This is a genomic window from Campylobacter concisus (assembly GCF_902460545.1).
GTDB lineage: Bacteria > Campylobacterota > Campylobacteria > Campylobacterales > Campylobacteraceae > Campylobacter_A > Campylobacter_A concisus_AE.
This window is the reverse complement of the sequence record NZ_CABPUE010000006.1, coordinates 85,388-88,790: the sequence shown is the minus strand read 5'-3', so window position 1 is coordinate 88,790 and position 3,403 is coordinate 85,388. Positions and strand designations below refer to the sequence as shown.

The following is a 3,403-nucleotide window of genomic DNA, read 5'->3' as shown; positions in this document are numbered from 1 at the left end:
ATATTATTAGGATTACTAAGTTTCTTTTCAAGTTCTTTATATTCTTCGTCACTTAAAGAATTTTCTTTTTTGAATTTACTTGCAAATTTCTCATCGCTCATATCATATATGTCTAGAGTTATTGGTTCTTCAAGTATCTTTTTTAACTCACTATATGTATCATCATCTAATATATGATCGTCATCAGCCACATGACTTTTTTCTATTGAGTCCACTATCTCCTCTATGCAGATGGCATCCTTTTGTCCTGCTTTCACCTCTTTTTCTTTTTTAAAGAAATATATAGGTATTTTTGTTTCATCTTCTTTTAGATAATAGGTGTTTTTGGATAAAACTAGAAATGTTTCGCCATATAAATTTATAGCCTCACTCCCAAGATAAGACTCTGGTTTAATTAAGGAATTATCAAATATTTGTCTTAATATAAAATATCCCATCACTAATAAGAATACTTTTGTGGCTGGATAATAGTATTCTGTTTCTATTATAAATGCGCCATTAGACTCCTCTGACAATAATTGCATCATGCCTCTATCATCGATTGGTATTGAAGTTGGCTTACCTAAAGCATAAATAATACGATCTTGTTCCGTATTTGAATTCAAATTTAAAAAGAAGATTTTGAATTCCTCTATGTTTGCCTCTAAAAATTCTTCTTCTCTTTTAATTATCTCTTCCATATCTTTGGCATTTTTAAAGTACTTATCTATATGACTTAAATAGGTATTGGCTTGAGTAAACTTAATGAAACGTTCCGAGCCATTAAAAATTTCTTTACCCATTGGTTTGTTAAATATAAAATTGTCTGAAATATAACTTTCAAATTTCTTGATTTTCTCTCTGCTAACCCTTGTAAATGGGCTTAGACTTAATAAATATAGGTCTTCATCATTTTGAGCATCTACTTGTATGGAGTACTGACTATAGTCTTTCGTGGCTTTTAGCTGCTTAGGGTCAGTCACTTTCTTGTTATCCACCCTATTTAGACTGTCCATTATCTTATAGTTTAATACGTTTTGCAAAAGGTGCTCATTTAGTTTTGCATTTTCTCTCATAGGGGCATTTGAAATAATGAGATAGTTTTTAGAGGTACCGCTACTGTTATTTGTATTGTGAGTATCGTCCTTGGTAGTTAAGGATTTATCCCTTAAAAGATTCGCAAATTTTAAAGAATTGAAAAATGGATACTGCATATAGACAAAATTTGCTCTATTTGCGATCACACACTCTTCTATCCTATTAAGCAGACTCTCTTCAGCATTATCCTTATCATTTTTACATATTGATATATTATTTTTTTTATCTATATTTTCATATTTGCTTATCTTTGCTTCAAATAGGCTTTTTTCATCACCCTCTAATGAAAAATTAGAGCAAATTCCAATATACTCATCGTAATTACTTTTCGTCTTAGTGGCTGTTATATCAAACCCTGAAAAATCTATAAATGCCCCACTATTTTGATCATCATTTGTAAAAACCAAAATATTGTTAAACGATACTGTATTTAATAACCCTAATGTAAAACCAAACTTAGTAGCTAGTAAGCTCATAACCGGACTAGAAAAGGCATAAAATCCTCTTTTTTGAAGAAATTCACCTATATTTTTAGTGGCAGAAAGTGCATCTGGCACGGCAAGCAGTAGTGTTAGTGGCTTAAATGTAGCCCTTAAATCAGTTATATCAATAAGACTAAAAAAGAATTTAACTATCTCTTTTGCCATATAAATCTTGCCATCCTCTGAAGCCTTTTTAAGATTCTCTTTGATTTCCTCAAAACTGTCTTTGATTGCTTCTATACTCTCTTCTTCTTTATCAAAATTTTCATGATTTAATATTATGGTTGCTTTTTTTATTAGCTCATCCCTTAGCCTATCCAATAAGGAGTTAATATTTCGATCTATTTTTTTATAGTTGCTAACTAATTCGCTAGATGCTTCTTCAAAATTTTTAACCATATTGCCTTGTTCCCTAAAAATATTTGCAAGTTTTACTAGTTCTTTAGTAAACTCTTCAATAATATCCTTTTCTTGACTAAGCACCTCCAATTTCATACTACTGTTTGCGACTTTTATTTCATCGGTTCTTTCAAAACCACGCTCATTCTTAAATAAACTAAACTTATCAAAATATTTATATGTCTTTATGCTAACATTTTTGCCCGCCTTTTTTTGATCATATAGCCTTGTAAATATCTTATTATATAAGGCATCTCCGTTTAATATATTTGTATTATAAAAATGGTTTAAATCACGGCAATAAAAGGTTATATTTTTATATCCTTCTCCATTTACGCCGACCTCAAAAAGTAGTTCTTCTATACTTCTAATAATTTTTGTATTATCTAATCTCAAGAACGATCCCTCTCTTTAAATTTATCAACTAACAAGCATTACAAAGCTAGTTGTGTTTATATCATTTGTATAGCCACTATCTAGCCCTTTAGCTATCTCAAGCTCTATGCTTTTAGCTCCAGTTGGAGACATAAAAACATAAGTGTAAGTATGTCTATTCTTTTCTATATTAGAACTATTAAATTCATCTAAACTGGCAAAAAAGCCTACTCCGCTTTCCGGGCTATTTGCCTTTTTGTAGTTCTCTTTATCAAGAGAGCTAAAATTCTTTGGAACTACAAATATCAAATTCAGCTTATCTACTCCATATCTTAGTTTAAATTCTTTGATATCATAACGCTTATCGTCATAATTATCCGCTAAAAGAGCCTTTAAATTCTTATCCTCTACGTCTCTTCCCTCGTCTAAATTGAGTTTGATCTTGCTGAAGCCATTTTTATCTTCAAATTTTTTATCAAATAGATAATAGGTAGTTACCAAAAGATTATCTATTTGAGAAGCAAAAGCTTTTATATGAAGTCTGATCAATGGCTTATTTAAATTTGGATTTTGTACGGCAAGGTTATTATTCTCAAACATAGGGTTACTTAAACTATGCTCTAGTTTTAGTTTATTCTCTTTTTTTATGCACCTTAGCGAAGAGCCGGTGTTGCTTAGGCAGTTTGGCACTAGATCTTGCATTACAGCGTAGTGATCATTCATACTTTTTAGACTAAGTGCTGATCTTGGTACATAAGCTACTATGACGCATGGAGTCCTGGCTGAGCAGCCTACTATTGGTGAGTTTATAAAATCAACATCAAGTATCACGCCTTGATCGTCTGATCTTATGCTCCTACCTGCCCTACTTTTTAAGATCACATGACCGCCATGTGGGCAAATGATAGTGTCATCCTCTATGACAGGGCATGAAGTCGCAGTAGATGAAATTTCTTTAGATTGATTATCTTTTTGTAAATTTTGCCTTTGATTTAAATTTGAAAGAGCCTCTTTAGTCTTTTTACTCATTGGTTTTAGATCAATATTTAGACTCTTATTTAATAGTGAAT

Annotated in this window: 1 protein-coding gene and 1 pseudogene; both read right to left on the bottom strand. The window is 31.2% G+C overall.

The window, feature by feature from the left end; all coding sequences use genetic code 11:
• Nucleotides 1-2,354 (bottom strand): hypothetical protein (locus FZ949_RS09295; protein WP_187424713.1); only part of this gene is annotated, 2,354 nt, incomplete at its 3' end.
• Between the two features lie 24 nt (nt 2,355-2,378).
• Nucleotides 2,379-3,403, bottom strand: a pseudogene (locus FZ949_RS05240) (hypothetical protein); the annotation flags it as partial.